Origin of the sequence: Streptomyces torulosus (genome assembly GCF_001419765.1) — a bacterium.
In the GTDB taxonomy this organism is placed as follows: Bacteria; Actinomycetota; Actinomycetes; order Streptomycetales; family Streptomycetaceae; genus Streptomyces; species Streptomyces torulosus.
This window is the reverse complement of the sequence record NZ_LIRK01000595.1, coordinates 1-5,509: the sequence shown is the minus strand read 5'-3', so window position 1 is coordinate 5,509 and position 5,509 is coordinate 1. Positions and strand designations below refer to the sequence as shown.

Sequence of the window (5,509 nt, the reverse complement as noted above, 5' to 3'; positions counted from 1 at the left end):
GGGCGGCGGCAAGGGCAAGGGGAAGCCCGAGAAGAAGGTGACGCCGATCGGGGACGGTTCCACCGCCCGTACCGGCAAGCAGCCCAACCAGCCGGAGAAGCCGCGGCCGTTGGAGCCGGGCGAGACCCCGCCGCAGTTCGTGGTGTTCTCCTGGGACGGCGCCGGCGACGTCGGGAACGGCCTCTTCGAGCGGTTCCTGAAGGCGGGCCGGGACCACGACGCCCACATGACGTTCTTCCTCTCCGGGATCTACCTCCTGCCCGAGTCGAAGAAGCGCAAGTACCTCCCGCCGAACAACGCGCCCGGCGCCTCCGACATCGGCTACCTCACCGACGAGCACATCAAGTCGACGCTGGGGCACCTGCGGACGGCGTGGCTCGACGGCCACGAGATAGGCACCCACTTCAACGGCCACTTCTGCGGCGACGGCTTCGGCTCGGTCGGCAAGTGGACGCCCAAGCAGTGGCGCAGCGAGATAGAGCAGGCCAAGTCGTTCGTGACGGAGTGGAAGACGAACAGCGGCTGGACCGACCTCGACCCGCTGCCCTTCGACTACGAGAAGGAGCTGGTCGGCGGACGCACCCCGTGTCTGCTCGGGCAGCAGAACCTGCTGCCCACCGCGCGCGAGCTGGGCTGGCGCTACGACTCCTCCTCGCCCGGCGGCCTCCAGGTGTGGCCCGGGAAGAAGCAGGGCATCTGGGACCTGCCGTTGCAGTCCGTGCCGTTCCCGGGCCGCAGCTTCGAGGTCCTGTCGATGGACTACAACATCATGTACAACCAGTCCCAGAACTCCACCCAGGCCCCGCCCGCCAACTACCCGGCCTACCGCACCCAGGCCACCGGCGCGTACGTGGCCGGATTCCAGCGGGCGTACGAGACGAACCGGGCGCCGCTGTTCATAGGCAACCACTTCGAGGAGTGGAACGGCGGGGTCTACATGGACGCCGTCGAGGGGGCCCTCAAGCACATCGCCCGGGCCAAGGAGAAGGCCAAGGACGGGGAGATCCGGATCGTCTCCTTCCGGCAGTTCGTCGACTGGATGGACGTGCAGAAGCCGGAGGTCCTCGCCAAGCTCCAGACCCTCGGGGTCGGACAGGAGCCGGCGGGCGGCTGGAAGGGCTTCCTGAAGGCGGACCCGTCCGCCTGACCTCGGCGGACGCACGACCGGGCGGGCTGCTCGACCCCGCCGCAGGTCGACGAAACGGGCATGCGAAACTTTTCACATGAGTGTCCGTACGAGCCGCAGTCGTGCCGCTTTGCTCTCCGCCGGGGCCGCGGCCCTGGCGCTGGTGCTGTCCGCCTGTTCGGGCGGAGGCATCGAGGGCGGTGGCGGCGGTACCGGCTTCGTGGCCGGCTCCGACGGCATCGCGACCGTGAAGAAGGGGGAGCGGGACACCGCGCCCAAGCTCGCCGGCAGGACCATCGACGGGGGCGAACTCGATGTGGCCTCCGCCTACAAGGGCAAGATCGTCGTCCTGAACGTCTGGGGCTCGTGGTGCCCGCCGTGCCGCGCGGAGGCGGCCAACTTCGTCAAGGTCTCCAAGGACCTCGCCGGTCAGGGCGTGCAGTTCGTCGGCATCAACACCCGCGACACCAGCACCCGTCCCGCGCTGGCCTTCGAGGAAGAGTTCAAGGTCACCTACCCGAGCCTGTACGACCCCACGGGCAAGCTGCTGCTCCGGTTCGAGAAGGGCACCCTCAACCCGCAGCTGATCCCCTCGACGATCGTCGTCGACCGGGAGGGCAAGCTCGCGGCGCGGGCCCAGACGCCACTCACCGAGGAACTGCTGCGCAAGATGCTCAAGCCGATCCTCGCGGAGAAGTGACGTGCCGGGAACGACGACCGCGACCGTGCTGAACACCGCCGTCACCACCCATGCCTCCGGCCTCACCGAGACCGTCTCCAGCGGGGCCCTGCTGCTCGCGCTGCCGGTCGCCCTGCTCGGCGGTCTCGTCTCCTTCTTCTCGCCCTGCGTCCTGCCCCTCGTCCCCGGCTATCTGTCGTACGTCACCGGCGTCGGCGGCACCGACCTCGCGGACGCCCGCAAGGGGCGGATGGCGGCCGGGGCCGGGCTGTTCGTGCTCGGGTTCACCGCGGTGTTCGTCTCCAGCGGGGCCCTGTTCGGGTACTTCGGCACGACACTCCTGGAGCACCAGCAGGTGCTGACCAAGGTGCTCGGCGGGCTCATGATCTTCATGGGTCTCTTCTTCATGGGGCTGATGCCCTGGCTCACTCAGCGCGAGTTCCGCTTCCACACCAAGCCGGCCACCGGACTGGTGGGCGCCCCGGTCCTCGGTGCGCTCTTCGGCATAGGTTGGGTCCCCTGCATCGGCCCGACCCTCGCCGCCGTGAACGTCCTCGCGATGCAGGAGGGCAGCGCCGGGCGCGGCGCGCTGCTGATGGTGGCGTACTGTCTGGGGCTGGGCCTGCCCTTCGTGCTCGCCGCGGTGGCCTTCCGCAAGGCGCTCGGCGCGTTCGCCTGGGTCAAGCGGCACTACGCGTGGGTGCTGCGCATCGGCGGCGGCATGATGATCACCATCGGCGTGCTCATGCTGACCGGCGCCTGGGACCGCATCGTGCAGGAGATGCAGGTCTGGTCCACCGGCTTCACCCCTGGGATCTGAGCCAATGACGACGACCGACTCCGGCAAGCGCGACGACAGCGAACTCGACGTCGTCGGTTCGCGGCTGTCCACCGCCCCGCAGGAGGACGCCCTCAACGTCCCCCAGCTCGGGGTGATCGGCTGGGCCCGCTGGTTCTGGCGCCAGCTGACCTCCATGCGGGTCGCGCTGCTGCTGCTGTTCATGCTGTCGCTCGCGGCGATCCCCGGTTCGCTGATCCCGCAGAGCGGACAGGACGAGACCCGGGTCGCCGACTTCATGAAGCGGCACGACACCCTGGGGCCGATCTACGAGAAGCTCGGGCTGTTCCACGTCTACAGCTCGGTGTGGTTCTCCGCGATCTACATCCTGCTGTTCATCTCGCTCATCGGCTGCATCGTGCCCCGCACCTGGCAGTTCGTCGGCCAGCTCCGCGGCCGCCCGCCGGGCGCCCCGAAGCGGCTGACGCGCATGCCCGCGTACGCGACCTGGCGCACCGAGGCCAGTCCGGAGCAGGTCCGCGAGGTCGCGCTGAAGGCGCTGAAGCGGCGCCGGTTCCGCGCGCATGTCGCCGGGGACGCGGTCGCCGCCGAGAAGGGCTACCTCCGGGAGGCCGGCAACCTGGCCTTCCACCTGGCGCTGATCGTGATGCTCATCGCCTTCGCCTGGGGCCAGCTCTACAAGTCCGAGGGCAACAAGCTGATCGTCGAGGGCGACGGGTTCTCCAACGTCCTGCCGCAATACGACGACTTCAAGTCCGGCAACCTCTTCTCCGCCGACGACCTCAACCCGTTCAGCTTCGACCTCAAGAGCTTCCGGGGCACCTACGAGCCCACCGGGCCCAACAAGGGCACCCCGCGTGTCTTCGAGGCGAGCGTCGACTACGCCGTCGGCGCGGACGGCAAGGAGAAGACCACCCGGATCGAGGTCAACGAGCCGCTGGAGATCGACGACTCCAAGGTCTATCTCGTCAGCCACGGCTACGCGCCCGTCATCACCGTCAAGGACGGCCGGGGCAAGGTCGTCTTCGAGGACGCGGTGCCGCTGCTGCCGCTGGACGCCAATGTCACCTCCACCGGCGCGATCAAGGTGATGGACGGCTACCGCGACGGCAAGGGCAAGTGGGACCAGCTCGGCATCCAGGCGTTCTTCCTCCCGACGTACGGCGGCAAGGACTCGGCGGTCGTCTCGCAGTTCCCCGCGCTGCTGAACCCGCGGCTGAACCTGACGCCCTACCACGGTGACCTGAGGGTCAACGCGGGCCTCCCGCAGAGCGTGTACCAGCTCGACAAGTCGAAGCTGAAGGCGTTCCGGGACGACAAGGGCGCGCAGGTGCGGGAGAACCTGGAGATCGGCGAGTCCATGACCCTGCCGAACGGGGCGGGCACCATCACGTTCGACGGGGTCAAGGAGTGGGCCGGCTTCCAGGTGACCCAGCAGCCCGGCAGCGGCTGGGCCCTCGCGGGCGCGATCACCGCGATCCTCGGTCTCGCCGGGTCCCTCTTCATCCAGCGCCGCCGGGTGTGGGTCCGCGCGGTCGCCGGGCCCGACGGGGTGACCGTCGTCGAGATGGCGGGCCTCGGCCGCAGCGAGTCCGCGAAGGTGCCGGAGGAGCTGGGCGACCTGGCCGGGGTGATCCACGACGAGGCTCCCACCGCGCCCGACCCCGACCCGGACGTCGACCCCGACCCGGACCCCGACCTCGACTCCGAACCCCCAGTCGTCACTGCCGAAGGGGCTGAGAAGTGACTCTCGCCGCCGCGACCAACGAGAATCTCGCGAGCATCAGCAACACGCTGATCTACTCCGCGATGGCCGTGTACACGCTGGCCTTCTTCGCGTACATCGCCGAATGGCTGTTCGGCAGCCGCAGCAAGGTGGGCCGGACGGCCGCCGCGCTCACCGCCCAGGACGGCGCGGCGAAGAAGACGGCCGCGCCCTCGGTGACCGTGAAGTCGGCCGGGGGCACCTCCGTGCTGGAGCGGCCGAAGGTGGTCGTGCGGGCCGCCGCCGGCGCGCGGGACGTGCCGGACGGGCCGGGCGCCCACGGCGGGGACGAGCAGGGCGACCTCTACGGCCGTATCGCCGTGTCCCTCACGGTGCTGGCGTGGGCCGTCGAGGCCGCCGGTGTGCTCGCGCGGGCGCTGTCGGTGCAGCGGGCGCCGTGGGGCAACATGTACGAGTTCAACATCACCTTCTCCACCGTGGCCGTCGGGGTGTTCCTCGTGCTGCTCGCGCTGAAGAAGAACGTGCGCTGGCTGGGCCTGCCGCTGATCACCACGGTCCTCCTCGATCTCGGTCTCGCCGTCACTGTCTTGTACACCGCCAGCGACCAGTTGGTTCCCGCCCTCCACTCGTACTGGCTGTACATCCACGTCTCCACCGCGATCTTCTGCGGTGCCGTCTTCTACGTGGGCGCGGTCGGCACGATCCTGTACCTGTTCAAGGACTCCTACGAGAGCAAGCTGGCGGGCGGCGGCCGGCCGGGCCGGTTCGCGACCTCCGTCATGGAGCGGCTGCCCGCCTCGGCGTCCCTCGACAAGTTCTCCTACCGCGTCAACGCCGCCGTCTTCCCGCTGTGGACGTTCACGATCATCGCGGGCGCCATCTGGGCGGGCGACGCGTGGGGCCGCTACTGGGGCTGGGACCCCAAGGAGACCTGGTCGTTCATCACCTGGGTCGCCTACGCCGGCTACCTGCACGCCCGCGCCACCGCCGGCTGGAAGGGCCGCAAGGCCGCGTACATCGCGCTCGTCGCCTTCGCCTGCTGGCTGTTCAACTACTACGGCGTCAACATCTTCGTCAGCGGCAAGCACTCCTACGCGGGCGTCTGACCCCGACGAACTCCGTACACCGAAGGCCGGTTCCTGTGTGATGTGGGTCACGGGAACCGGCCTTCGGTGTACG

General features: G+C 69.2%; 5 protein-coding genes. All 5 read left to right on the top strand.

Annotation, left to right across the window (positions count from 1 at the left end):
• The coding region (locus tag AOK23_RS34440; protein WP_055716461.1) for a polysaccharide deacetylase family protein at window positions 1–1,147 on the top strand (1,147 nt) is incomplete at its 5' end.
• A gap of 76 nt (window positions 1,148–1,223) precedes the next feature.
• Complete coding sequence (locus AOK23_RS34435) at window positions 1,224–1,826, top strand: TlpA family protein disulfide reductase (RefSeq protein ID WP_079049874.1); 603 nt, start codon at window positions 1,224–1,226, stop codon at window positions 1,824–1,826.
• A 25-nt stretch (window positions 1,827–1,851) separates the two neighbouring features.
• A complete protein-coding gene (locus AOK23_RS34430) occupies window positions 1,852–2,625 on the top strand; it encodes a cytochrome c biogenesis protein CcdA (protein WP_055716462.1) in 774 nt (257 codons plus the stop codon).
• A gap of 4 nt (window positions 2,626–2,629) precedes the next feature.
• The gene (resB, locus tag AOK23_RS34425) at window positions 2,630–4,351 is read left to right on the top strand and encodes a cytochrome c biogenesis protein ResB (RefSeq protein ID WP_055716459.1); all 1,722 of its coding nucleotides are present in this window, start codon (window positions 2,630–2,632) and stop codon (window positions 4,349–4,351) included.
• Window positions 4,348–5,436 (top strand): c-type cytochrome biogenesis protein CcsB, encoded by a 1,089-nt coding sequence (ccsB, locus tag AOK23_RS34420; RefSeq protein WP_055716458.1) that lies wholly within the window; start codon window positions 4,348–4,350, stop codon window positions 5,434–5,436. The genes resB and ccsB overlap by 4 nt, the downstream gene beginning before the upstream one ends.
• Window positions 5,437–5,509 lie beyond the last annotated feature (73 nt).

Excerpts from the sequence above, each read along its gene's own strand:
- AOK23_RS34435 (WP_079049874.1), top strand. The coding sequence starts at position 1,224 with ATGAGTGTCCGTACGAGCCGCAGTCGTGCCGCTTTGCTCTCCGCCGGG.
- resB (WP_055716459.1), top strand. The coding sequence starts at position 2,630 with ATGACGACGACCGACTCCGGCAAGCGCGACGACAGCGAACTCGACGTC.